This window comes from Wolbachia endosymbiont (group B) of Villa cingulata (genome assembly GCF_964028285.1).
GTDB lineage: Bacteria > Pseudomonadota > Alphaproteobacteria > Rickettsiales > Anaplasmataceae > Wolbachia.
In genome coordinates, this window is sequence record NZ_OZ034766.1 from 1285324 (window position 1) to 1310926 (window position 25603).

Annotated in this window: 18 protein-coding genes and 1 pseudogene; 4 read left to right on the forward strand and 15 right to left on the reverse strand. The window is 34.1% G+C overall.

Going from position 1 to position 25603, the window contains the following annotated elements:
- Nucleotides 1–106 precede the first annotated feature (106 nt).
- Nucleotides 107–1195, reverse strand: coding sequence for an IS5 family transposase (locus tag ABWU52_RS06630; protein WP_353276725.1), 1089 nt, complete (start codon nucleotides 1193–1195; stop codon nucleotides 107–109).
- Nucleotides 1152–1286 (reverse strand): annotated as a pseudogene (locus tag ABWU52_RS06635) (WPE palindromic element domain-containing protein); the annotation flags it as partial. The gene ABWU52_RS06630 and the pseudogene ABWU52_RS06635, both read right to left, overlap by 44 nt.
- 76 nt (nucleotides 1287–1362) lie before the next feature.
- On the opposite strand from ABWU52_RS06635, the gene purH reads away from it, so the two are divergent.
- Nucleotides 1363–2883 (forward strand): bifunctional phosphoribosylaminoimidazolecarboxamide formyltransferase/IMP cyclohydrolase, encoded by a 1521-nt coding sequence (purH, locus tag ABWU52_RS06640; protein ID WP_353276728.1) that lies wholly within the window; start codon nucleotides 1363–1365, stop codon nucleotides 2881–2883.
- Between the two features lie 512 nt (nucleotides 2884–3395).
- Here the strand turns inward: purH and ABWU52_RS06645 are convergent.
- From ABWU52_RS06645 to ABWU52_RS06685, 9 genes are all read right to left on the reverse strand, one after another.
- The gene (locus ABWU52_RS06645; protein ID WP_353276729.1) at nucleotides 3396–3713 is read right to left on the reverse strand and encodes a hypothetical protein; all 318 of its coding nucleotides are present in this window, start codon (nucleotides 3711–3713) and stop codon (nucleotides 3396–3398) included.
- Between the two features lie 87 nt (nucleotides 3714–3800).
- Complete coding sequence (gene rsmD, locus ABWU52_RS06650) at nucleotides 3801–4349, reverse strand: 16S rRNA (guanine(966)-N(2))-methyltransferase RsmD (RefSeq protein ID WP_353276731.1); 549 nt, start codon at nucleotides 4347–4349, stop codon at nucleotides 3801–3803.
- A gap of 104 nt (nucleotides 4350–4453) precedes the next feature.
- Entirely contained in the window at nucleotides 4454–5083 is a 630-nt protein-coding gene (locus ABWU52_RS06655; RefSeq protein ID WP_353276733.1) for a hypothetical protein, read from the reverse strand.
- Nucleotides 5067–8312 (reverse strand): type IV secretion system protein, encoded by a 3246-nt coding sequence (locus ABWU52_RS06660; protein ID WP_353276734.1) that lies wholly within the window; start codon nucleotides 8310–8312, stop codon nucleotides 5067–5069. The genes ABWU52_RS06655 and ABWU52_RS06660 overlap by 17 nt, the downstream gene beginning before the upstream one ends.
- A gap of 81 nt (nucleotides 8313–8393) precedes the next feature.
- The gene (locus ABWU52_RS06665) at nucleotides 8394–11267 is read right to left on the reverse strand and encodes a type IV secretion system protein (RefSeq protein WP_353276736.1); all 2874 of its coding nucleotides are present in this window, start codon (nucleotides 11265–11267) and stop codon (nucleotides 8394–8396) included.
- The gene (locus ABWU52_RS06670) at nucleotides 11264–13636 is read right to left on the reverse strand and encodes a type IV secretion system protein (RefSeq protein WP_353276737.1); all 2373 of its coding nucleotides are present in this window, start codon (nucleotides 13634–13636) and stop codon (nucleotides 11264–11266) included. The genes ABWU52_RS06665 and ABWU52_RS06670 overlap by 4 nt, the downstream gene beginning before the upstream one ends.
- 17 nt (nucleotides 13637–13653) lie before the next feature.
- A complete protein-coding gene (locus ABWU52_RS06675) occupies nucleotides 13654–16239 on the reverse strand; it encodes a type IV secretion system protein (protein WP_353276739.1) in 2586 nt (861 codons plus the stop codon).
- On the reverse strand, nucleotides 16232–18637 hold the full coding sequence (locus ABWU52_RS06680; protein ID WP_250120002.1) for a VirB4 family type IV secretion/conjugal transfer ATPase: 2406 nt from the start codon (nucleotides 18635–18637) through the stop codon (nucleotides 16232–16234). The genes ABWU52_RS06675 and ABWU52_RS06680 overlap by 8 nt, the downstream gene beginning before the upstream one ends.
- A 9-nt stretch (nucleotides 18638–18646) precedes the next feature.
- Complete coding sequence (locus ABWU52_RS06685; RefSeq protein WP_006015054.1) at nucleotides 18647–18943, reverse strand: type IV secretion system protein VirB3; 297 nt, start codon at nucleotides 18941–18943, stop codon at nucleotides 18647–18649.
- Between the two features lie 64 nt (nucleotides 18944–19007).
- Here ABWU52_RS06685 and ABWU52_RS06690 point away from each other — a divergent pair, with 64 nt between their 5' ends.
- Nucleotides 19008–20648 carry a lysine--tRNA ligase gene (locus tag ABWU52_RS06690; protein ID WP_353276741.1) on the forward strand — a complete coding sequence of 547 codons (1641 nt, stop codon included), beginning with the start codon at nucleotides 19008–19010 and terminating at the stop codon, nucleotides 20646–20648.
- 530 nt (nucleotides 20649–21178) lie between these two features.
- Here the strand turns inward: ABWU52_RS06690 and ABWU52_RS06695 are convergent.
- The 4 genes from ABWU52_RS06695 to ABWU52_RS06710 form a co-directional block, all read right to left on the reverse strand.
- Nucleotides 21179–21904 carry an ankyrin repeat domain-containing protein gene (locus ABWU52_RS06695; RefSeq protein ID WP_353276743.1) on the reverse strand — a complete coding sequence of 242 codons (726 nt, stop codon included), beginning with the start codon at nucleotides 21902–21904 and terminating at the stop codon, nucleotides 21179–21181.
- A 176-nt stretch (nucleotides 21905–22080) separates the two neighbouring features.
- Nucleotides 22081–22659, reverse strand: a complete 579-nt coding sequence (locus ABWU52_RS06700; protein ID WP_007302033.1) for an RlmE family RNA methyltransferase — start codon at nucleotides 22657–22659, stop codon at nucleotides 22081–22083.
- Between the two features lie 75 nt (nucleotides 22660–22734).
- The gene (locus ABWU52_RS06705) at nucleotides 22735–23244 is read right to left on the reverse strand and encodes a PopZ family protein (protein WP_353276744.1); all 510 of its coding nucleotides are present in this window, start codon (nucleotides 23242–23244) and stop codon (nucleotides 22735–22737) included.
- 10 nt (nucleotides 23245–23254) lie between these two features.
- The gene (locus ABWU52_RS06710; RefSeq protein WP_353276746.1) at nucleotides 23255–24490 is read right to left on the reverse strand and encodes a TolC family protein; all 1236 of its coding nucleotides are present in this window, start codon (nucleotides 24488–24490) and stop codon (nucleotides 23255–23257) included.
- Between the two features lie 119 nt (nucleotides 24491–24609).
- Between ABWU52_RS06710 and rplM the strand changes: the two genes are divergently transcribed.
- Entirely contained in the window at nucleotides 24610–25068 is a 459-nt protein-coding gene (gene rplM / locus ABWU52_RS06715) for a 50S ribosomal protein L13 (protein ID WP_353276748.1), read from the forward strand.
- Nucleotides 25069–25115: 47 nt separating this feature from the next.
- On the forward strand, nucleotides 25116–25517 hold the full coding sequence (gene rpsI, locus ABWU52_RS06720; RefSeq protein ID WP_172793449.1) for a 30S ribosomal protein S9: 402 nt from the start codon (nucleotides 25116–25118) through the stop codon (nucleotides 25515–25517).
- Nucleotides 25518–25603 lie beyond the last annotated feature (86 nt).

Here is a 25603-nt window from a genome sequence, read left to right on the forward strand (position 1 = left end):
TTTTCCTGTCGTCCCAGTGCCCCGACACTGGGATCCATTTTTTTCATCTTGATTCCAGCGGGCTTTGTTGCATCACTCTTCGGATAGTAGGTAACGTGGAATAAATTCATGAAGCTATCTCAAATTTAGCCATGCCTATATCAGTAAATTTGTTAAGCAAATAACACTTGAGTAGCAGTTCTCTCTCACGATTAACCTCAGATTTGTTTCTAAAACTAAACCCAAATGTTTGCTTCAGTCGCGAGAAAAAACTTTCTATATAAGATCTCTTCCCATAATTTATCTCTTTTTTCCACCTCTTCATACCATCTTCATCATATGACTTTATGAGCTTGATTGTAGAATTTCTCTCATCCATATAATCCAACTTTGGATGCTCTACTGCATTATTTTGCGGAGGAATCCTTGTCTTTATGTCAAGCTCATCGCACAGTTTGTATAACTTCTTTCGATTATATGCCCTGTCTGCATATAGTGTGCTTATATTATATTTAATATCAATCCTTGCAATAAGATCACATGCTCCATAGTGGTCAGAATAAACTCCGCCACTGTATTTTGCTGCTATAACTTTTTTGCTACCTATCTCTAGCATTACATGCAGTTTTCTTGTTTGCTCATAGCGGCGATACTTTCTATCTGTACCATTTGCCTTGCTATGACCTGGAATATTATTGTAGATGCTTATTCCAGTACTATCTATGGCAATCTCAATATCTTCTGTATTATTTTTATCATGTCTTCGATCATTAATTTTGATGTTAAGTTTTTTAAGCCTTCTTGAGGCCTGGGAATAGCTAATAACTTGCAAGTTTTTCCTTACTTGCTCAAGGTACCCTGCTATAAATCCCGCTGTTTGTCTCAGACCTATTCTAAATAAACAAGTTATTATGTGAACCAGAATCACGACCTTATCGCTATAAATATAGTTGCCACCAGCCATTTTTGGACCTTTTTCGTACCAATTTTCTATGGCATCATTGACGTAATAAAAAATATTTCCCCTCTCTTGGAGAAATTTGTTATATTCATGGCAGTTACTGACTCTCATTTTTTGTGGCATATTTTTCTTTAGTAGGTTAAATGCTTGTCTTATAGTGAATTTTGTCAGTAACTGCCAGTTCTTTTTATTTGACCTATGCAACAAAGCCCACTGGAATCCAGTTTCTATTGTACAGCCACCTGGTGTGTTCATTTAAAGTTAAGTTTTCTGGATCCCAGTGTCTGGGCACTGGGATGACATCTTTCTTGGTCTCTTGTATCACAATGTTCGTACAGTTGTGGATAACGTGGCGGTATGACGTAGTAGCTATATATAGACAAATTTTCTTTTCTTAGATATAATCTTAAGAAACCTTCCATATGAAAATTAAAAGAGCTTTAATATCAGTATACGATAAGACAAATATAATTGAACTTGCATCGTTTTTGATGCAGCAACAAATAGAAATTCTCTCAACAGGGAATACTTATAAAGTGCTATCAGGTGCGGGAATAAAAACGCAAGAAGTTTCAGATTACACACAATTTCCAGAAATACTAGATGGCAGAGTGAAAACTTTACATCCTAAAATTCATGGAGGAATACTCTGTGATCGAAAAAGGCACGAAAAGGAAATGCAGAATCTAGAAATTAAGCCGATAGATCTGCTTATAACTAACTTATATCCATTTTGGAAAACGGTTAATAGCAACTCAAGTAAGAAGCAAATCATAGAACAAATAGATATAGGTGGAGTAGCATTAATTAGAGCTACAGCAAAAAACTTTCATTTCACTTCAGTGATTTCTAGCATTCAAGATTACGAAACACTGAAAGCTGAGATGATCAAAAATAACAATCAGACAACATTAGAATATAGAAAACATCTAGCAACTAAAGCATTTGCTCTGACTGCACAGTATGATTCTAATATTCACAATTGGTTTTTATCACAGGGTAAAAGCAATGAGTTACCAGAGTTTTTTACTTTATATGGATGTAAAGCACAAGGACTCAGGTATGGTGAAAACCCTCATCAAAAAGCTGCATTTTATAGCAATCAATTTAGCAAGTATCCACTGGAGAAAATACATGGAAAAGAGTTGAGCTATAATAATATAGTCGACATAGAGTCTGCACTTAACATAATTTCTGAGTTTCAAGAACCTGCAGCAGTGATAATAAAGCACAATAATCCATGTGGCGCTGCTGTTAGTGATAGTGCTTTAAAAGCATATGAAAAAGCTCTATCATGTGATGAAATAAGCAGTTTTGGTGGAATAGTTGCTTTCAATCGGGAGATAGATTTAAAGCTAGCAGAGAAATTAAACGAGATATTTTTGGAAGTGGTGATAGCACCATCGGTAAACAATGAGGCACTAAAAATTTTACAAAAAAAGAAAAATTTAAGAGTGATTATTCATCAATCTCTTCAGCAAAATGCAAAATATCAAATCAAAAATGTTGTTGGCGGGTTCTTAGTGCAAGAAAATAATAACCATACAGTAAAAGTAGAAGAAATAAACCGAGTGACAGAATGCACTACAACAAAAAAAGAGAAGGAAGATCTTATTTTTGCTTGGAAAATATGTAAACATGTAAAATCCAATGCAATAGTGATAGCAAAAGACGGTTGTGCTATTGGCATCGGTGCAGGACAAACAAGCAGAATAGATAGTGTGAATATTGCAGTAAAAAAAGCAGGTGAAAAATGTAAAGGCGCAGCGCTTGCTTCAGATGCATTTTTTCCATTTCCAGATAGTATAGTAGAGAGTGCAAAGCATGGAATTACAGCTATAATTCAGCCAGGTGGCTCATTGAAAGATCAAGACGTGATAGCAGCTGCAAATGAGAATAAAATTGCCATGTTTTTCACTGATGTTCGTAACTTTCTCCATTAAGCTTTGTATCCTGTCAAAATTATACCCACACAGGGCTTTGTTGCATAGCAGCTTATAGGTTTGAAAATTGTAGTAAATTGATGTAGTTACTTTAAACTCAACTATACCTATCTGTAATTGTAAGCTGTACTCTTGAGCTCCTGATGTGATTATAGCAAATCCTAAAATGCCTTGCTGTTTTTCCTTATAGACATTCAGCTTACCTTGTATATTAGTCTATCTGGATGACATTTTACTTTTTCTAGAATATAATAATTCCCTAGAAATTACCCTACTCAATTCTATTGTACCTTGTTTAACATTGAAACATGAGTCTGGAATCCCGATACAATGTTGAACACTTTTTTTTGCCTTTCGAAAGCAAGTTCTTTCAATCGAAACACTATATGTACGTTATCATCGTCAATTTCAATGCGTTGAACTAACTTTCTTATTATATCAAGTTTAGTTTCATAGTCTGCTTGATTAAGCTCTCTCAGAGGAAAAACTTTCTACACTGTTTGTGATAAAATCTAATTCTCTCTGTAGCCTCTTTTCATCGATAGCTTCTTCCCTTTGATCTCTGATTCCTTTAACTCCTTTTCCATGCTCTCAACTTCTAAGTCATACTTTTCCTTCGTTATATGACCCCTTGCATATACATAAGCTAATCTTTCTATACCTTGTTCTATTTTATCTGCGCGTTTTTCAATCTCATCCTTTACCTGCTTATTTTCATATTTTAAAAGTCTAACCTTTGTCATTGCCTCTGGTTCTTTGAGTACCATCTTCATTTCTTTCCATACTGCTTCTTCTAGTATATCAACTCGTATTGATTTGCTGTTACACACCCTATTCCCACCAAAACGAATTGATTTCTTCTTTCAGTCCTCGGAAAAATCTTACTTAGCTTAGCTATAGATGTTTACAAAAGAAATTCAAGTGAGTGAAGAAAGAAAAATTATTTTTGCAATACCGTAGGTACGCTCCACAACTATATTGAAGTTTTTATTGCACTCAAAACCTTCATTTTTCCTCATTTCTAGAATTATTAACGCATTATCATTTAACCAGCCTGAGTGAGCTAACTCGTCTAAAGTTGAGTTAACCAGATTGATATTATAAGGTGGGTCCATAAAAACTATATCGCACTTTGAAATAGGTCTTGGTAATCCGTTAGCATTGCAACAAATTAACGTGATATCGTTCGTAATTCCAAAATCTTCTGCTGTTTTTTTAGGCAGTTGCAAATTGTAATAATCTGAATCTACCATGAATGCATGTTTAGCACCTCGAGAAAGTGCTTCAAATGAAAAAGAGCCACTTCCGCAGAATAAATCAAGTACATTTAGGTTATAAATAGGTTTTCTTGAAGAAAGTATACTAAATATTGCTTCTCGGACACTACTCATAGTGGGCCGTGCAGCTAAATTCTTGCCTGTAGTTATTTTTCTTCCACGATATTTACCCGCAATAACACGTAACATATAAAACAAGTTCGAAGTTAACTAATTATTTATAATACACATTTAATGTCAACATAGCTTCAGCAGTCTAATAGAAAGAAGGTTGCTTGTGGAGGAACGCAAGATCAATCGCTTTTCTTTGATTTATTTTCTATACTGATTGCACGACCAATCTCGTCTTGTAAATCATCATGGTTGTTTTTTTCATCATGACCCATCCCTTCAATTCTACTTTCTAACTCTAACTTAATTAAAGTATTGATTTTCTCTATACTATCGAGGAAATTGTGACACTCTTCATCACTATATTCCTCACCAGATGCTTTTTTTTCTATAAATAGACTTTTGAACCCTATTAGATCAGAACTCTGATCGGCATTCAACACAATATTTCTCTCTATAAAACTAAGATCTGATAGTAACAAACTAACCTCTAATAGATCTTCACTTTCAATGTTTGCAAGATTATCAAGATCGTCTAAAATAGAGAACATCTTAAGCTCCTTCTGTGCAATTTCTTTGTCTTCTTTGTCAAATTCTGACGATAGCCCTTTATCATCTATAAGTCTCTCATTCAGAGCTTTATTTAGCTTTGAAAGACTAACATCACCTTGCTTAGTGCTATCTAGTAACAAATCTACCCTCGCTCTGCGCGCATTTAAAACATCATTGTAATCGTTTAACTTGATATTATCATCTTCGTCTTGCTGAAGACCATAATAACTTAGCCCTTTGAAATTACGATTCTTCATCATTCTCTATGTTTTCATTCCTTTCATTATCTTGACGCTCTCTATCTTCTCCGGCACGTATAGCTTCTGTAGTGTTTTTTAGGGTTTCTGGTTCCGCACCTAATTTTCGATTTGATTGATTAGGCTTATTTTCTTTTGATGATTCATCTTCTTCTGGTTCTCTCTTGCGGCCAATAGTGTAGTCATGAAGCTTCTCAAGAAATTCCCGTCTATATGTTTTTGCTCTATAGAGTAGATTATGCTGGTAACCATCCTTTTCTCCTGTAGCAGGGTTAATTCCTATAGAGTCGAGACCATGTTCCCAAGTAAACTTCATAGCATCTTCTATTGTATAGCCCAAATGTGATCCTACATATCCTTTATAATATTCTAAATATTTATCAATTCTTCTATGTGCAATATCTTCTTTATCAATTCCAAACGCCCTGTAGATTTTTTCCTCAAGCTTATCAACATCATTTTTAGGTGATGTTGCAAATTTTGTTGCTTCAATAGTAGCACCTACAAGCTTACGTGGCACATTAATAGCATATTTCAGCACACCCCCAACTCCTGGTATTCTACCTAGCAAATTAGCTGTACCTCCAGCTAATCTGTCCGGTACATGAGTAGCCCAATTACCTAAAGACTCTAGCCCTCCACCAATTTTATCTTGCATCTGTTGTTTTAATCCCTGCATTAAACCAGTCACAGGTGATGCTTGATACATACTAGATATATTGTAAACACCAAACCCACCACCGGCAATGCTTGAGCCCATCTGTTGTACAAACTCCTTCAAAGAAAACATCAAAAACGAAAGCAAGAACAATACAAAGATCTCTCCTGGGTTGATTAAATAACCTCTCTGTATGTCTTGCACCCTTTGGTAATCACTATTTTCTTTATAATTTTTGCAATCCTCACAATCTTTACATTTCTGACAGTATTCACTGTTGGGATCCTTATATAAATCATGAAGTTTCAGTATTCTACAACCTTGTTTTTTTATCGCACTCCGCACTAAAGATCTTATTTCATTAATTATTTCCCTATAACTATTGCATTTATTTATATCTTGACAGTAGCGTTTTATTATTTCACTAACATCACCTATCCTTTTCTCTATATTGTTGATCAGTAATATAATGTCAGCCCTCTCTGATGCATGAGATAAACTATTTGTTAAGCGTACTAGATCTTTTGCACTACAGCCATTACTAACTATCATATCACTTTCCGCAATATAGTGGTCTGCTGGATTATCTTTAGTTCCAGGAATTGGATTAAAGAAAGGATAATCTATATAACGAAAACCTTTATTAATGTAATCTGGTGGAAGAGGGATATATCCAGCGCCACCAGTAAACTTTACTGTACCACCTATTCTGCTTAGTTTTTCTATACCTTCTATATTCTTATCTACGTTCAATGGAGAAGCCTCTCCAATAGCATAAGGTACAAAAATTTGCCCTGGAGTCCAGCTAAAGTATTCTTTATCAATTATACAAAAACCACCAAATACCCATTTTGGAGCACATAACTTTATTTCAAGCCATTTATTATAGCACACAGTAAAGCCTAACTGTTTATAAAAGGTATTCATTATCATCGCAGCAAGTAATGACAGCAGGGTAAATATCATAATTGATTGCAAACAGAAACTAATACAGAATTTTATCCAACCCTCAAATAGACTTTTCAGTGGTGAAAATAAAATAGAGATTAGGAATAGCGGCATTATAGCTACAAGAAAAGCTATACCCATAAAACCAGAAAGGAATATTATGTAAGCATACATACACAGCAGGAAATATAAGACAATCCCTATAAAAATTGCCGGTATCATAAGGAGACTTGCCCACATTTGATAATGTAAAAATGCTGCAAACTTTTTCCAAACAGAGTAAGCAAAAAACTTATTAAACATATCCTCCATGAAGCTAAACAATTTAGCTTCATTTCCTTGAGCAACGTTTGAATTACCTCCGGTGTTCATGTTGGGAGCAAAATTAGTAATTATGCTTATCAATTGTTCAAGACCTTTAACAAATAAAACAAGAAAATGATCATAGAAAAATCTAAAACTTCCAGGAGATATAAGCACTATTACTAGAGTGATTTTCATCATTCTGATGAGCATATCATGCTTAGTTTCTCTTATCATTCCAAAAAGATAAAGAAGCGATGAAATCACTATAAATAGAACAAGCAAGGAAAGAACAAAATTGTGAAAGCTCGTACTTTTTTCAGCTATATTTTGAAACATCGCTTGTGCAGCTGCAGGATCATTGCTATCAAAATGCTTTTTACAATTTTCGTTAATCAATAACACACATTTTAGATAGTTATAAATGTAATCAAAAAACCCAAAACTACTTGGCTGCTGCACTCCACTTAAGAACTCAAAAGAGTAGCCACCTGCATTATCTAAGTAATATCTATCTAATATTTTTACATATATTTTCCATCCCTTTTTTAATTTCACCGGGGCACAATTTCTGTCTTTTAATTTAGTGCTATCTCTGTCTAAAGTAAAAAGACCGCTCCCATTTTCTGCCATGGAGTTGTAACCTAGATGTACAGTAGGATATTGAGGATCGCGCATTAACTTTAGATTTTCGTTAGGATCATCTTTCCCCGTTTTAAACAAAAGATAAGCACCATGACCGTTGGTAAACCAACATGGAGCACCACGTGATACTGTATTTGCGCTATCATCTTCATTAATGCACTTGCAATTTACAGTGCAACTTGCTTTAGGCTTACTTGAAAATTTTTGTATGCTAGGTTTATAATCATTACAAACTAAGTGAAAGTCAGGTAGACTATTATCACCTGACTCGCCTTCAAACTTAGTCGCATATTTTAGCTGTTCCAAGCTTTGCAAATTATAACTACCTTTAGATTCTTTCTTATTATTATTACTCCAAGATGTCCATGCACCATTTACTCGTACTACTAAACTATCTCCATTGGTTTCAAATCCAGTATCTTTCCACTTCACCACTTGATTAGAGTGAAAACCATAATTGACTTCACCAGTATCATAGTCAATAATTTCCTTATCTTCGGGAACAAAGGCATCGTGATCTCTTGAAAAATGAGCACCAACTGCAACCGGTTCAGGACCAAAATAATCAGCAGATATACATCTTGGAAAAGGCATATCATTCTTACTACAACCTGTAACCAGCACACAGATTACCAAAATTAATAACCTAAACCAACATTTGCCTAAGCGTGATTGCATACCTAAACTTTTTCCAATACAGAATAAATTTCTAAAACCTTACTTCAAATATCTTTTTAATTAGTTACTCCATATATCTCATCAATCTTCCTTGACTTGTCCTTTTGTTTTATCAGAATCCTTTTGCTTATCTGGCTGACTTAGTGTTTCAGATTTGCTCATTTCTCTGCCAGTACTCGCTTTCCCATCTGCTTGCTTTGGTGTATCAGGCAATTTAGCTTCAATTTTGCTACGATCTTTACTCATTCCCTGCTTGATGTTATGTATCATATTTTGGGTTCTATCATCAAGGCCAACAGTTGACAGCATAGCTTGTGATGCGCTCCTAGAAATATGACTAACACTTTGAGCAACTCCATAACCAGAGCTGAACAACACCTGCGCCATAGTTTCTGATATGGAAACAAAAGCTTCCATTGCACTAGCAATGATGAGATATATAAATGCCTGGATTAGATCTATAGGTAATGCTGCAAAGTGCCCACCAGCCCTTTCTCCAGTACTGAGCGCAACATCAACACTATTACCAGGACTATACCCAAGAGGTAATATTGATTTCATAAGACACAGATCATACGATAAAAAATTTACACTAATTAAGCATTGATAGCATGCAGAAAAATTTGTGAGGTTGTATAGAACTGAATACATTAACTGATTTAAAAGAGACAAGGATGAAAATAAAATGACTGGTTGCAATGAAACATGAGCCAGCGTTTTTATCCAATTATCAAATAATGTTTTAGTTTGTTGAAATAGAATAAATACGATAAATAAAGGTGCTAATGACAATAAAAATGCCACTAAAACAGTAGATATTACATACTTAAACGTAGCACTAATAATGCATCTTAAAAACACAAAAGTAGCATAAAGTATTGCCAAAAATGCAATAAAGCCAAAAGGTCCTGATAGCATTAAAGACAAAAATTTCAGCCATGTTTCTCCTGTAAATAATACTCCCGCTGTTAAATCTAAGAATGCAAATTTTTTACCTCCTTCTCCTATATAGCCAGAAAAACTATCAACTAAATAAATGCTACCATCAACAAAAAGCCCAGACAAAGTTGTACCAAAGAATTCCCAACTTCTATCACTAAAAGCAAAAGCTACAAATGCTATTTTGAATATTCTTATAATAAAATCGAATTTACTTAATTGTATTGTTCCAAGCATATAGCCAACAACAGTAAATATAACGTATAGAATAAGCAGAGCTCTTATTCCTTGTAGAAGCCCCTTTCTATATCCTTCATATGGAATTTTAATTCCGTCTTCACCCCCGTCTGTTATGAAATCAAAAATCTTGTTTACAGTTGATGAAATAAAATCGTTTATTTTTCTTTTTAAAAATAAATTTACTGTGTATTTGTTATCTTCGTAATATTTGCCTTCTTTGTCCGTAATATCATCTTTCTTTACGTTTTCTACATTAATACCAAAGTATATCTTTTTAGACTCTTTATCCTTTAAATGACTTCCATCTATTATGTAATAGTCTACATTATCCTCTGTTATTTTATCTAATTTCTTTACTTTTTTGAAATTATTAGTCTTTCGAGCAGATGGATCTTCTGGCGGGCTATCACCCAAGTACATATACAATTTTTTGCCACTATCGAAGTTACATGATCTAGTTACTTCAACATGATATCCACCTCTATGAAGAAAGTAATTGCCATTGCTTGCTATAGCAAGCATTACACTACTACCAGGTTTCACCTTTTTATTTACCCCGTAGTCATGATTTAACTTTAAGGAAAAATCCCTAAAATTATCACTTATTTTTGAGCATACTAGGCCATCACTTGTTTCTTTTCTTTTTGGAAAACATTGAACAGTATTCTGATCATCAAGATCGCCAATTTTTGCAACAAGAGCTTCGGCCCAGGAGATATCTTCAGTTTCTTCTTCAATGTTTGATATAAAATCAGTGTTATCTTTATTTTCTTCAATCTTTTTAAGTTTATCTTCAACTCCTTTAAGATGAGAATATATATCACATTTGTTGTTCTTATCATAATTTTTGTACCTTACAGAAGAAACACAATTTCCATTAAAATCTATACCTTGTTTAGCATAACATATCTTCTGATAGTAACAATTAAGCTCATAAGAGCTGTACTTGCTTATCTCATTAAAATCACATTTTTTCCCATTACATAATTTATCCAGTCCTATTTTAGTTCGTCGTAAATCTAACAATGCACCATTTATCCATGAATTTTGAATATAATCCTTATTAAAATGTACCTTATTATCATATGGAGTGTAGCCATTACCAACTAGCACTCTTCTTTCTTCTATGTTCTCTTTATTAATCTTAGGAAATTCTACTTTAGTCCTCTTACCACTTTCTCCACAAAAGAACGTTCCTCCATTGAGCATGTCTTTTATTGTAGCTTTGTCTTTTTTACCATTTTCTTCAGCTCTATAGCAATTGTCATCAAAACTGATACCTTTCCCTTCCGGATTGTCATAATTAATCGTTATCTCTCTGGGAACTAAGCTAAAGCTTAACTTATCACCAGGATTTGCTTTAATTCCAGTATCTACATAACGTTTATTGCTATAGAATTCATTATTTCCAAAGCCTATATCCCCACATATTTCTCGTTCATCAAGACTAGCATTATCAATTAACTTATTACTGTAATTTGGTATTAAATCATTAGCACAAAATACAGCGGGCACAAGTACTCTCTTTGGATTTTTCCCTTCTTTAAGAGGACAAAAATTTACTGACCCACCAAGAGTAAATTTGATTTTCTCATCCTTGCTAATTACTTGACCAGAATCAACCCAATGAATTTTAACTCCTTCGCCACCTTCACGAACTGGAACATCTATACTGACACTAGTATTTCTGCTCTGCAACCCAGGTTCAACACAATCCATTGTGCAGCCAGTAATTACAAGACATAGTATCAATAATAATGATTTTCTGCTCATCATTGATTTCCTGTGTTTGTCGGTATTTTAGGTGCTGATCTTTGAGCTGATTGTGGTATTTGAGGTCTTCGACTTGGTGTACCAGATTGCTGACCTGCTCTTCTTTGGATACTTTGTTCATCTAAACCTACTGTTCCCATTAAGCTTTGCTGATATTGCCTTCCTGGTTCGCTTGCTACATAAACACCAAACAACGAATCAGATATTGTTGAAGATGCCTCAACTAAAGCTTTCATGGCATGTCCCAAAATCACAAAAGCCATCATAGCTGTGATGTTAGGTGCATGTTTGGAAGCATAACCATAAATAATACAAGGATTAAAAATCTTTAAGTTAAGATTAAGTATACATGTAGGGCAGACCTCAAAATTAAAGACCGAATACACAATATAATCCATAACCTGGCTTATTAATGATATAAAAATTAAAAGCACTACCGGATGAATTGCAAATCTTGCTAAATTTTTGACCCAATTGTGAAACATCTGTCTAGTATATCCAAATAGAAGGCAAATAATAAAAAGAGGCGCCAAGGAAAGCAATAATGCAACTATTGCTATAGATGTGATAAAAGAAAATAAGGCATTAAACATCGATAAGCTCACTGTTATCAAACCCCAAATCACCAAGCAAAACGATACAATACCCAAAGGACCAGAGAATATAAGAGATACTATTAGTAACACTGAGTGTGCTGATAAAAACCTATTGAGCGGTAAATCAAGAAATTCAAAAACATTTGATGTTGTACCTCTGAAATTTGCTATTTCTATTAACTGTTTTGGAGCATTAACAAAAATAGAAAATGCATTGTTATAAAAAAAACTCCAACTGTTATCGTTCAGCAATTGGGTAATAACTCCTATCTTTACACATATAATTAAAAATTCATATATAGAAGCATGAGACAATCCAAAAAAGTAATAAAGGGTGTATAAAACTATATATAATACTAATAACGACACTATTGTAGATCTGATGGTATTTGTTCTATTTGATGCTACAAAACTTTGATAAAGAGACTTCACAGGGCTAGTATCAGAGTGAATCGCGTTAGTGTCTTTGTAGCTAGAACCGAAAAATGCAGTTTTTACTTTTTCATCAAAAAAATTATATATCGCACTAAAAGTTCTTACAGGTGGCTCTTTAGTTGTAAGGTTAATGCTAAACTGACCCTCATTTTTCTTATAATCACAGCCATGATCTCTTATTCCGTAATATATAGTGCCACTCTTGTCCTTTAGCTTTTCTTTTAAGCCTTCCATATATTGAGTATTATAAACTTTGCTAATGTCTACAGGTATATCTCCCTGAGTTTCATCGGGCTCACGCTCAGGAAATTTGTCAGAAACGCTTATATATAAGCTTTTTTCTAAATTAGGGATTCTTGTTACTCTTATGTTGAAACCACCCTTGCCCTTACCATCACCTAAACTAAAAGTTAACTCTGGTTTTGGATGGTTACGATCTATCTTATGATCACAGTTAATACATATACCGCCTCCTGGAATGTGTTCAAATTCCTCATTATCCATGTAAACACGTAATAGTGTAATGTCAGTTTTTACCCGTTTTTCCTTTAATAAGTTATCAATAATTTCAGCAATAACAGATTCACCTCTAGAATTTAAAGTATTGAATATCTCACCTTCTATACTATTGTATTCAATATATACGCAACCTTTTTCTCCGCTGCCGAAAGAAAATTTACATATACGTCCACAGAGTAAATTTAAAATGCGCGTATCTATCTTACTTGCACTGCTCTCTGAAAGCTTGCTACAGTCTACATTTTCCCCTTTTTGTTTTATAGAGTCGATGACATTTCTAATTTCCTCTCTTTCACTTTGATCTAATTCTGAAGACCAGTACTCTTTTCCATTTAACCATTGTGCATTGCCTATTTCATATTTATTAGGACATATTTCACCTTGACACTTCTCTTGATTTAAAACATGTGAAAAATACTCCTTTTCCCCTTCACCGCAATTTTCGTCAATTTTTTTGTAGGTGACCGTGCCATTATTGTTTTTACACATTTTACTTCCAACAACACTAAAGCTTATCGCATCGCCAGCTTTAAGCGCAAACGGTAATGTAACGTTTCTTACTCCAGGTTCAATTGCAAAATCTTTATATTGCGAACAAAAATTAACCTTATTAGGTACTATATTAATCTCTGTTACTTTTATTTTATCCGAAATATAGACTCCAGAATCAACCCATTTCTGCTCTGTTGACACTATATCCAATTTCTCACGCAAGCCTGATGAATCTTCTGGCTTAATACACCCGCACCCAGATAATAAAAAGAGTATCACAAAACTTATGCATAGCTTAACCAAGTTTTGGTTGCTCAAATGTTCAAACATCTGTTACTCACCTGCGCTCACTCTCCACCTGGTTTTATAGATTCACTAGAGGAAGATCCCGATCCCTTATTATCATCTCCACCTCCTCCAATAGCCCCTCTTGCCTTATTTACAGCCGCAGCAGCAACTTGACCAGCACCTCCAGCAGCAGCTTTGGCAGCAGATAAAGCTTTATTCACCATTTGTGCAGGAGTGCTACCTGAACCAAGTGCTGCTCTGTGATTACCAGCAAGCTCAGCAGCCATGCCGGGAAGAACGTTAAAAAAGTGGTAAAAGAGGAATAATACTAAACACAATTTTAATAATTCTCCGATTAGAGAGCTGCCAAACTCCATGTATGTAAAGTCGAATAGACCAAGTATGCTGCTCTTTTTAAAGCTATAATTTTGCATCATACATGCGAGAGTAGTTTCATTTTTATCACATTCCCCATCTTTCAATTTAAACCACTGTTTTTTCTTACTATATGAGATTCCTGCTTGTTTCTTTTCATATGACTTGTCTGGTTGTTCATTTTTATATGACTCGTCCAGTTTAAAATTTAAATTTTTAAAATAGATTTTATCACATGCTATGAACATAAAAGATAGAAATGCAAAAAGGATAACTGGGTATAAACTGTAGGTAATTAACTCTTTTAGCCAACCATCAAAATATCCCTTAGTATGTTGAAACAAAACCATAGGAATGAATAAAGGCGATAAGATGATAATTACACTAAGCGCAACTAAAGATAAGATAAATACATAGCACATCCACAAAATAACCATCATCATCAAAATGGCCATAAATATACAGACAAGAGCTACTAAGATCTGTCCACCAGCGAAAATAATACCAATCACCGAACCTGCAACTAACAAGACAGGAGCAGCGCCAAGCAAAACCGCTAACGTTGCAACACCTCCAGTACCAATTTTGCCACCAATTCCATCTAAAGGGGCACCTAAATAAAATAAAATCCTGCAATCAAGCCTATCCCAAGGTGCAAGATAACTGTAAGATACCCTCTTTCCTGCGCGATCGTATTCATAATCTGTACCTGCCTCATAATTACATATATTTTTACTTTCAGATGACGCTTTAAGCACTATTTCTGATAAGCCGTTCGAAAGTTTCGTTAATTCTCCGTAATAATGAGACATGGTGCTACCTGTCGTAAAGTAAATCACTAAAGCGAATTTAATGATCAACATGTACATTTCTTGCGGACTACGCACTCCACCAGACATAACTTTTATAGAGAACAGTATTAAAGCTAAAACTAGAACAGCAGTTACAGTATTTTTCAACCTTCCTTGTGCTACAGATAAAAAACTACCCTTCTCCTGTCCTTTTTTTTCTCCATCTTCATATTTTAGCTTATCACCATTTGAGTCAATACCTGCCACTAAATTATCTAACGACTCCTTAATACATTGCACTATCATAGAAGTTATAGGAATAGGAGATAATGATTTACTCCCTGCTTGATTGTAGCAAGCTTCAGAGACATACGAGCTAAAACAGCTTTTATTGTCATAACCTACAAAAATTTTTCCTTCTTTTTCTTTTTTCCTGATAAGAGTTTTATAATCGTCATCCCTGTTGATAAAACTCCTTTCTTCACCACCTGTACCATCTTTATTTTTGAATAATATCACAGATTGTTCACACATAGGAGCAATCGGATCAGGTGGTAATTCCGTGCATCCTATATCAATTCCTTGCGGCCAAGCAGTTCCAGCCGCCCTAACTTCAGCCAATTCCACACATAACCTACCCATTTTTCTCACTGCCCTGAACGTTGATCCATGTATGTCTTCGCTCTGCCCAGCTTTAAGCACTTTACATTCTAGATCACCATCAACCTTCGGAGACCATGACCCACTTTCATATCCAGTATCTTTCTCTCTGATATCAAAGTCTATGTATCCATCTTCCCCTCTGAAATTAAAGTCATTCGTCTTGAAAAGGTTACCAAATGTTAAAGGATTGCGATGACATACTTCTATGTATTCACTATATTGCACCCCATTTTTTGGCCAGTAGTAGTGTTCCCTATCAACATTCACAACATCCCAATCAGTAAAGTTTAAAATATCTTTCTCTGTTTGTTTTCCATCTTTTCCTGATCTTTTCTGTAATGCAGAAAAATATTCATCTTCTGTTCGATAATTTTTATCTGTATCACCACTATAACCTGTATCTTTTAGTTTAAAATTTTTATATCTCCCATCATTATCGTATGCAACTGGATGCCTAACAAAACTATGCTGACAAACAATAAGTCCCCCAACTGCCTTCCAGACTCCAACAATTGCAGCTATCATTCCAACGATAACAAGAGCAGTAAATAAACCAGCAGAAGAGACAATCAAAACAATACCAGTAAATATTGCACCAATAGCAATTGCTATCCCAGCAACTGCTGCAGCTGTTTCAAACGCCTTACAGTCAGGATCAGAGGCACGGCTAAAACTACCATTAGAATTAAACCTGCTAACAAATTCTGTCTTTTCAGTACCACTTACTACATCTGCAAATACTGGATATGAGAGTAAAAAATCTATATTTAATAAAAATATCGCAACTAACAGTAATGACAGTTTAGTTTTAAACATTTTTCACCTTTTGATAAAACACAGGCAACCACATCTTTGGATCATCTCCGAGTTCTTTCAATATATCATGTAACAATAGGACACTTTCTGCACGTCCAGATAACACGTTGACCACATCATCCAAATCTTTCAGATCTATTCTAGCTACTACAGCATTAACTCCCTGCTTTACTAAAAAGAATCTAGTACTTGGATCTGTGTGTTTGATCAGTATGTACTCACGTTCAGTTAACATAAAAACATCTCGATAGACACTAGTAGCTTTCAGATTTGGCAAAAAAATTTGTGTTGCTGTCTGCTGTACAAGCGTATCACTAATAGCACTTTTACTTGCATCTTCAACACTCTGAGTAGCAAAAATCACAAAAGCATTTAACTTTCTCAGCACTTTCAACCAGTCTTTTATCTTAGGTGCAAAAACTGGATTATCTATTAACGCCCATGCTTCATCAAGAACAATAATAGATGGAGTGCCATCAAGCGATATACTAATCCTATGAAACAAATAAATCAAGACCGGCCCAAGAGCAACAGGATCTTTTAGCAAGCTAGCCATTTCAAAGCCAAACACTCTTGCTTTTGAAAAATCTAGCAAATCTTCTTTATTGTCAAATATTGCAGCATGAGAGCCATCATCATGCCACATAGATATTGCTCCAGCTAGAGTATCAGGGCCCGCAAGTCCTAAAAATGGTACAAGATTTCTCAAAAATCTGTCTTCTTTTTTTAATTTAAAATTTCCCTCAATTGCATCATTAATTCTAGCAATATCTTCTGAAGTGAATTTATCGTTGTACACTAAAATTAAAGATTTTATCCATTCCATCAAAAATGTTTTATTATCAGGAGTATCGTCAAGTTGCAGAGGATTAAAATTTGTCTTAGTTCTTGGTTCTATTATAGTATAGATACCACCAAGTGCTCTTAAAAAAATTTCTGCACCGCGATCTTTATCAAAAAAGAATATTCTTGGAGAAAATTTCATTGCTTGAGCACATAAAAAATTCATTAAAACAGTTTTGCCAGCACCTGTTGGCCCAATTATCATAGTATGTCCAACATCCCTTATATGAAAGTTGAAGAAAAACGGAGTGCCAGATGTTGTATCAAAAACTGTAACAGCATCTCCCCAGTGGTTATTGAATTTTTTACCAGTAGGATAATTATGTTGAGATGCAAAACCGGCCAAATTAAGACTACTTATTGTACCTTTTCTTACTATATAATCAAAATTACCAGGAATTTGCGCCCAAAATGCTGGTTCTAGATTAACCCTCTCACGAACAGGATAAACACCACAATTAGAAAGCTCCGATTCAACCAATGATAAAGCATTGTCCAATGATTTAGGACTTTTTTCTATACATAAGATAGTTAAATGGTGTTCACCAAACGCAATTTTACCACTCATTGCATCATCAAGCGCATGAGAAATTTCTGCTATTTGAGAAATAGCTTTATCTGCAGATTGTATCATACGATTTTGCTGTATCTGCATTTTCGCAATTGCCATTTGCCTATTTGTAAATTGAAAAGACTGCGTGATAATAAATTCATAAGGAAGTTGTAAAAAAGAATCAAGCATTCCTGCAGAAGTATTATTTCCATATTCTTTGATACTAACTATTCCAGCATATTTACTTTCATTATGAGTCACAACCTGTATCATCTTATGGCCAAAAAATAACCTATGAACTGGTAAGTATCTTGATATTTCAGTTTTTAGTGGAAAAAGCGTATTTGTAACAAAGCCACAATTTACAATTCTAGACAGAAACTCCATTATTTCACAAAACAGTCCGTTTGGAGTTTCTTTTACTCCAAGGACTTTAGGCGAATAATTCCTAAGGCTTGTTACTATACGATTTGTCGTTTCCTCTAAATCTTCATAGGTATCACGCATATCACTTTCCCAAGCATGTTTTGAAGTTACATGCCCAAATTTTTTCAGTAGATGTGATAAAAATTCTACTCCCTTTGTATCTGCCCTACGAATAATCGTAATGTATAAATCATTAATAAAAGATTGCCTAGTTGCGTGTTTTTCTCTCCATTTTAGATTTACATGGTTAGCAAAAAAATTTGGTAAACTCTGATTTGCAAATTCATCAGAAAAAATATTTTTCTTACGTCTGATGGTATGAAAGTACAAACTAAATGCTGGAGATGAAATGCTTCTTAGCATCTGATTTCTGATATTATTTTGTATCACCAAGTCTTCATCATCGGCCGTTTCAAACGCAAAGCCATTTAATTTTATAAATTTAACTAACCAATTCTGCTTTGTTATCAAGGTTGTACTATTCCAATAGCAAGAATAAGGTATAAATTCGGCAGCGTGAACCTCTCTACTTAGAATAGATTTATTCTTTGATTGAATAGCTCTAAATCTCAACATTGCATAACATCAAGTAATGTCATAAGAATTGGCTCCATGATAAAACCGATTTAAACATTTGGAGCATTTTCCCAACTTTACCATAAATAACTCAATAAACAACGGTTCCTTTGCAGAAGCTATATAGCCAAGTCCATGTATACCTGGTAACATCAGGAGAATTACTCTAAGATCATTTGTATTAATGAAAATTAGCATGCAAATTAGAACGTTTAATATTGCAAACATATAACTCACACCAAAGAGCATTGCAGGTCTTGTAAGACCTTTAAATAATTGATTCGTTTGTATGCTGCCAGTAGACATATCTTTAACCTTCTAATAAGAGCTCTAACACTAATACTACATCATTAATTAAAAATCTATTGAAATGAATAGCACTTTAGGTAAGATAATTAATTTAAATTCAATGATTATAAGCTGGCCATTTCAAGAAGCAGAAAAAATACTACAAGAATTCCCTAATAAAAAAGAGATAATATTTGAGACTGGTTATGGTCCCTCGGGTTTACCACATATTGGTACTTTTGGGGAAGTTTTTCGTACCACAGTTATTGCAAACGCTCTAAAAAAAATAGCTCCTAGTATAAAAACCAAAATCATTGCAGTTTCCGACGATATGGATGGTTTGCGAAAAATACCAGATAATGTACCAAATCAGGAAATGCTAAGAGAGAATCTGAACAAGCCATTAACCATGATACCTGACCCATTTGGCACTCATGAGAGTTATGGTCATCACATGAATTCGTTGTTGTGTAAATTTCTTGATTTGTTTGGATTTGAATACGAATTTAGGAGTGCAACAGAGTGTTATAAATCTGGCGTTTACGATGAAAAACTTTTACTCCTGCTGAAAAATTATGATAAAGTGATGGACGTAATGCTTCCATCATTTCGGGAAGAAAGGCAGCAGACTTACAGTCCATTCTTGCCGATATGCCCAAAAACTTCCCAAGTTTTACAAGTTCCAGTAATTGAAACAAATACAGATAAAGGAACAATCACGTATGAAGACCGAAACGGGGAAAAAATAGAAGTTCCAGTGACAAAAGGAAAATGTAAACTGCAATGGAAACCTGATTGGGGGATGAGGTGGGCTGCATTCGGAGTTAATTACGAAGCTCATGGAAAGGATTTGACTCCATCTGCTGTGCTTTCAAGTCAAATATGTAAAATACTTGGAGAAAAGCCACCGCTTTTGTTTTGCTATGAGTTATTTCTTGATAAAGAAGGAAAGAAGATATCAAAATCAAAAGGAAATGGTATTTCAATTGAGGAGTGGCTAACTTATGCACCCACAGAGAGTTTAGCGTTATACATCTTTCAGAGTCCTAAAAAAGCTAAACGTTTACATTTTGATGTGATACCAAAATCAACCGATGAGTATTTGGAGTTTGTTAAGCGCTATAATGAAAATGAGAAAAATAATGCATCTACTTCAGAGTCATCTACTGTCATTCCAGTGCTTGACACTGGAATGACACCTAATGAGGAGTCTAATCCTGTATGGCACATCCATCAAGGTAAAGTTCCAAACGTAGAAACTTCAGGCATAAATTTTTCGTTACTTTTAAACCTGGCAGCAGCTTGTAATGCTGAAAATAAAGAGATTCTTTGGGGTTTTATATCAACTTATGCACCAAACGTTACACCAGAAAGCAACAAAATGCTAGATAGGCTTTCGGATTTTGCAGTTAGGTATTATCACGACTTTATCAAGCCAACAAAAGCGTATAAAGCTTCAAACGAAAAAGAGAAAGAAGCGTTACTAGATTTAAAGAACAACCTACATTCCCTGCCTATTACAGCCACTGCTGAAGAGATTCAATCTCAGGTTTTCTCCATCGGAAAAAAACATAATTACAATAACTTACGCGATTGGTTTCAGTTTTTGTATGAAACATTACTTGGACAAAAAACCGGTCCTAGAATGGGATCTTTTATCAAGCTTTATGGGATAGATAATACAATCTCTCTTATAGAAAGTGCTACTGAACGTACACTTTAGAGTTTACCTTCTTCCATTTGAGCTCTCTAGTTTTATTACTTGACAAACCTTCCCACTTTCCTTATTATACTAATAAAGGTATTTATCCTTGTTTTTGGGCTCAACGACAAAATTCAGTAAAAAACTCAGATATTTATTGGCAAATTACATAAAATTATAGCGGCTTTTTTTATTTTTTCTACATTCAGCCAAATCGCGCTTGTTAGCACATTATCAATTTACATTATTAAAACTCGCTATACGGGGATTCTTTTGTCTTTTTTCATTTAGTAAATTTCTTAATATTTACAACTAAAGTAATTTTAGAGAGCCAGCGCGTGACCAACCTGGTCAGTTTTCTGAATCCCAGTACTGGAATAACAAGAAAGAGGGCGCTGGGATGAAACCATTTGCTGTCTTCAAAATGAATGTTAATACAGCTAGGATGTTTAAACCTCAATTCTGTTTTGGTGTTAAGCAAGGTATCTAGATACCTTGCTAAAGAAGAAAACTTGGAGAAAAGGAAGAAGGGACTTCTTCCTTCTACTTAACTACACTGTTGCGCCTAACTCTGAAGAAACTTCTGATTGTACATCAACTCCTTTTAGCTGCTGACCAGGACTTGACTTTGCTTGTGCAATAGCGTCCTTTAACTCATCACAAGGCTTATACACTTCATATATAATACCACCAGCAACAAGTCCTGTGAGTACAGCAGCAGCCACAGCTATCCCAGCCATAGCACCTACTGATAATGACACACCAAAAAAATATGCATAAGTAACTACTATAGCAGCTACACAAGATGCAATAATAAATATATGAGCACCCAAGTCTACTGCTTTCCCAATTGCTTTTTTAGTAAATATTTCTGCCAGATTTTTGTTACAACGACCTTTTACTAAAGTATCAGCACCTTTTCCTAATAGAGCTCTTACTATCTTGTGATAACCTTTATCAAGAGCTATATACAAAGGAGTTTTTCCAGATCCATCTTGAAAATTAACATTTATACCTTCTACTTCTAATAGAGCTTTTACTACATTTTCTTGATTATATAGACATGCTAAATGTAATAATGTTAATTCTTTTTTGCGAAAATAATCATCAACACTCAATTTATAATTTATATCAAAATTTTTCTTCTTCCATTCTGCATCAGTAGATGGGTCTGCTTTTTGTAGTTGCTTTCCTATTTTTTCAACTATGTTATTACCATTCAAATCATCTTCACGATTTACTATACTTAATATCTGTTTGAACAATGCTAAATACATATAAAATTCTCCTATAAAAATAATAGTATACTTTAATTATCATATACTTAAGCAATAAAGTCAAGAATTTAATTAACTATCATAAATATTTAAACAAGAAAAAGGGGCTTTTGTGTGAGCGTTATTAATCTTCAGTTTAATAGGATAAGATTCGTCAACATTTCTGTAAGTATCTGCTATACAGAATAGTTGCCACCAATAAAGCCTAAACTTACTAAATACATTTCTGTAGATTCAGATCTACTTGACTTTGGTTTGAAGTATCTTACTGTTTTGAACATTTTTTTTAGCTCATTGCAGAAATCTTTATCAGACTCTCCTTGAAAAATTTTTACTACAAATTTGCCATCATGATTCAAAAAATGCTTTGCAAAATTGAGCGCTGCTTCGCATAAAAGCATAATTCTGATATGATCTAACGATTTTAAACCGCAAGATTCTGGTGCCATATCAGATAAAATTACATCAAATTTGTGATCCTTGAATTTTTCTCTTAAAATTTCAAGTTCGCTGATAATATCACACTGTATACACTCTACTCCACTAATTGCGTTTATTGGTTTTATGTCAACAGCAATCACACTCGCTCCTTTCTTAGATGCAACTTGTGACCATCCACCAGGAAAAGCGCCAAGATCAATAATTTTTTGCCCTTGTTGGAGTAGTTTAAATTTATCGTCTATTTCTATTAACTTATATGCCGAGCGCGATCTATAACCGTCCTTATTGGTTTTTTGCACATACTGATCATTCAAATGGCGATGTAGCCATCTTGTTGAAGATAATTTTCTACCTCTAGCTGTTTTTACTCTGGTCTTTATACTAATAACCTACTTATTATTGATTATATCTTTGAGCTCTTTTTCAACTACTTCTTTTACCAATGCATGTAGATACTTATTCAGCCACTCTGAAAGCTGAGGTTTTAAAAGAGATACAACTAATTCTTCAACAGTAAGATCCGCTCTTTTTTGTTGTTTATGCCGTAGTTCGCTTTGCATCTTTTCAAGCAATGTTTTAATTTCCTCCATATTTTCTTTTAAAACTAAATGCTCGTTACTTTGTTCTTGATAGCTCACTTTGTTACTACTCATTTGGATATTATCATACAAATTTTTCTCTTCTGAGTTGTAACTATTAAATTGGTTATTCATTTTCTCACTTTGGCAATTATTCTCTTCTTCACTATTTTCTTTTTCTTCGATATCTTCTGGGTACTCTTCTTCAAGGCACAGTACATCATCATCTATTACTTCTGCTTTATCACCACTTGGATTTTTACCCGATATAGCTTTTTTTATATCTTCTAGTATATCTTTTACAGATTGATTATCGCTCATACCATTAAATTTAAAGGTTTATACTATTTATCATAAAAAGCAAGTTGTAAACACTAATTACATAATTGCTTTTTGCCTGAATTAGATCGGAACGTGCTTTAAATAATTCATCTTCAGTATCCAAAAGATCAGTTGTACTCTTTAAATGCAAGTTTACTTCTTGCTCAACTCCTTCTAATGCTAAAGCTGCCGCTTTTTCTGCTTCTTGACTTGCTTTAATAATAGCTTTTGCTGTCAGCACGTTATTCCAAGCATTTATAACTGCTTGCTCTATATTTTTTACTGCTTCGTAATAATCGTAAGTGGATTGTTTTGCATCCATTTTAGCTCTACTAACACCAAAAACATTAACTCCTCTTTTAAAGATCGGAATATCAAGAGTAAAGACAACATTCACATTTTCTAGTAACGTGTCTAATTTTATATTGTCCTTTCCAAAATTTTTACTTGCGCTTAGATTCAAAGAAGGAAGCCATTTGGAACTTTCAGCAATCACTTCCATTCCAGCAGCCCTTTTTTTATAAATTGCTGCTTTTAGGGACAAGTTGTTGGTTTTTGCTAACTGTAAACATTCATTTAATTCTGGTATAGAAGGTAGTTTACCATTAGTCTCGTGAAGATTATCAGCATCTTCACCAATTAAATGATAGTAAGCAATATTAGCGAGCTTTAATTCACCTTCAGCATCAACTCTTTTGGATATAGAAGATGAAAATTTTGCTTTTGCGAATAAAACTTCAGCATTAGTAACTTCTCCAAGGGAAAAGCGTTTTTTCATAGCTGACAAATGCTCTAAAGAAACACGCTCTTTATGTTCTCTCAGTTTTAATATTTCTACCTTTTGTAAAACATTAACATATGCTTTCACAGCGCTGAGTGCAACTTCTTGCTTAGATTGCTGAAATCTAATTTTTGCTGCTTTAAGAAGATGATTTGATCGGCTGAATGTAGCAAAAGTGCCACCACCATCTATTATTCTTTGACTTAATGTTAGACGTTTTCCAGAGTTTTGTAGACCGTTAATAATATTAAAATTACTATCGAAATTATATTGTAAATTGATGTCAGGTAAAAACCCAGCCAATCCAGAAAATTTTAGTTGTTTTTCAGCACTCTTATATTGGTAAAATTGAGACTTTATTTTTGAGCTGTTTTTGATAGCTTTGCTTATAGCTTCCTCTAAATCAATTGCATGGCAATCTATGGTACAAAAAGCAATTACAAATATAATAATCAATCGAAACATTTTGCTTTCTAGCATGTTGTTTAAGTTATTAGCATAAATTACTTTAATAATCAATAACTAATGTTGTTGACACTATCAAGCAACTTAGTATATTATAATCTACTCTTATGTATTGATATATGAAAACTTTTTTCTTAAAAGAGAAACAAATTGATAAAAAATGGCTTGTTATAGATGCAGAAGGATTAGTAGTAGGAAGGCTTGCAGCATTTGTAGCAATATTATTGCGTGGAAAACATAAACCTGAATATACACCTCATATGGACTGTGGTGATAATGTAATTATTGTTAATGCAGAAAAGGTACATTTTACAGGAAAGAAACTTAAAGATAAAATCTACTATAGGCATACAGGTTATTCTGGTGGTTTAAAGAAAACTACTCCAGATAATATTTTAAATGGCAAATTCCCTGAGCGTGTGATAAAAATGGCAGTAAAAAGAATGCTTGATGATGGTCCTATGGCACGTAGACGGTTTGAAAATTTGTATGTTTATTCTGGTTCAGAACATAAGCATCAAGGACAGCAACCTGAAAAAATAGATTTTGCCTCTTTAAATCGTAAAAATAAGAAATAATGGAGTAAAAAGTGAAAATAAATAATAATGATCAGCCAAAAAAGGCAATGATTGACTCACTTGGTCGTTCATATGCCACAGGTCGAAGGAAAGAATCTGTAGCAAGAGTATGGATGAAGCCAGGAAGTGGAAAATTTAGTGTTAATAAAAAAGATGATTTAATTTCTTATTTTAAAAGAGAATCAGTGTGTCAAATGATTAAAGCGCCATTCATAGTAACTTCTATGTTAGATAGGTATGATGTGTTTGCAACTGTAAAAGGTGGAGGACTATCTGGCCAAGCAGGTGCCTTAGCTCATGGAATAAGCAGAGCTTTAAGTAGTATAAGTCAAGATCTACACTCTATATTACGTAAAGGTGGATTCCTAACTAGAGATTCACGTGTTGTTGAGCGTAAGAAATATGGTCAACATAAAGCTCGGAAAAAATGTCAGTTTTCTAAGAGATAATTGTTTCATAATGGTATTTTTCTGTAAATATTATACAAGTTCTTACAAGGTTTTATGACATTTTCTCTTTTTATGACGAATTTAGT

Excerpts from the sequence above, each read along its gene's own strand:
- ABWU52_RS06680 (WP_250120002.1), bottom strand. The coding sequence starts at position 18,637 with ATGTTGAGATTTAGAGCTATTCAATCAAAGAATAAATCTATTCTAAGT.
- ABWU52_RS06630 (WP_353276725.1), bottom strand. The coding sequence starts at position 1,195 with ATGAACACACCAGGTGGCTGTACAATAGAAACTGGATTCCAGTGGGCT.
- rpsI (WP_172793449.1), top strand. The coding sequence starts at position 25,116 with ATGATTGACTCACTTGGTCGTTCATATGCCACAGGTCGAAGGAAAGAA.
- rsmD (WP_353276731.1), bottom strand. The coding sequence starts at position 4,349 with ATGTTACGTGTTATTGCGGGTAAATATCGTGGAAGAAAAATAACTACA.
- rplM (WP_353276748.1), top strand. The coding sequence starts at position 24,610 with ATGAAAACTTTTTTCTTAAAAGAGAAACAAATTGATAAAAAATGGCTT.
- ABWU52_RS06670 (WP_353276737.1), bottom strand. The coding sequence starts at position 13,636 with ATGTTTGAACATTTGAGCAACCAAAACTTGGTTAAGCTATGCATAAGT.
- ABWU52_RS06710 (WP_353276746.1), bottom strand. The coding sequence starts at position 24,490 with ATGTTTCGATTGATTATTATATTTGTAATTGCTTTTTGTACCATAGAT.
- purH (WP_353276728.1), top strand. The coding sequence starts at position 1,363 with ATGAAAATTAAAAGAGCTTTAATATCAGTATACGATAAGACAAATATA.
- ABWU52_RS06655 (WP_353276733.1), bottom strand. The coding sequence starts at position 5,083 with ATGATGAAGAATCGTAATTTCAAAGGGCTAAGTTATTATGGTCTTCAG.
- ABWU52_RS06660 (WP_353276734.1), bottom strand. The coding sequence starts at position 8,312 with ATGCAATCACGCTTAGGCAAATGTTGGTTTAGGTTATTAATTTTGGTA.
- ABWU52_RS06690 (WP_353276741.1), top strand. The coding sequence starts at position 19,008 with ATGAATAGCACTTTAGGTAAGATAATTAATTTAAATTCAATGATTATA.
- ABWU52_RS06695 (WP_353276743.1), bottom strand. The coding sequence starts at position 21,904 with ATGTATTTAGCATTGTTCAAACAGATATTAAGTATAGTAAATCGTGAA.
- ABWU52_RS06705 (WP_353276744.1), bottom strand. The coding sequence starts at position 23,244 with ATGAGCGATAATCAATCTGTAAAAGATATACTAGAAGATATAAAAAAA.
- ABWU52_RS06665 (WP_353276736.1), bottom strand. The coding sequence starts at position 11,267 with ATGATGAGCAGAAAATCATTATTATTGATACTATGTCTTGTAATTACT.
- ABWU52_RS06685 (WP_006015054.1), bottom strand. The coding sequence starts at position 18,943 with ATGTCTACTGGCAGCATACAAACGAATCAATTATTTAAAGGTCTTACA.
- ABWU52_RS06675 (WP_353276739.1), bottom strand. The coding sequence starts at position 16,239 with ATGTTTAAAACTAAACTGTCATTACTGTTAGTTGCGATATTTTTATTA.